Here is a 461-nt window from a genome sequence, read left to right on the forward strand (position 1 = left end):
TTCCGCCTTGGTTCCCTAAGGCTTTAATACTGTCTTGATCAAATACAAATTGAACATCATAGAAATGGTGATAATTCATTGAATCAATATCTACTTTTACTTTTGCATTTAATTTTTTAGACAAATCGTTTACTTCTACTTCTACTACTCTTGTATTTTGTTCTTTATTTTCACTTAACACTTTTGCATTAACGAAAGAACCATTTTTCTCAAATTCAAATTTCGTAATCCATGTACTATTTTTTAATGTAAACGATACGTATTTCTTACCATCTTTTACTTTTAATACACCTGGGCTTTTTGTGTATGTGTTCATCATTGAGATTTCATCTGTTTGATCTTTTAACACTTTAAAGCCAATTCTGTATTCACCATCTTTAAGAGCTTTTGGATCAATTGTTGTGTTATTATCTTGGTTGTTGTTTCCACCTTGGTTGTTGTTTTCACCTTGGTTGTTGTTT

The 461-nt window shown here is 29.9% G+C and carries 1 protein-coding gene; it reads right to left on the reverse strand.

Features of this window, described 5'->3' with window-relative positions:
* Positions 1-461, reverse strand: a 461-nt coding sequence (locus MR107_RS30390; protein WP_242293182.1) for an NEAT domain-containing protein, incomplete at both ends; no start/stop codon positions are given.

The sequence above is a fragment of the Bacillus cereus group sp. BfR-BA-01441 genome (assembly GCF_022663075.1).
Taxonomy (GTDB): domain Bacteria; phylum Bacillota; class Bacilli; order Bacillales; family Bacillaceae_G; genus Bacillus_A; species Bacillus_A cereus.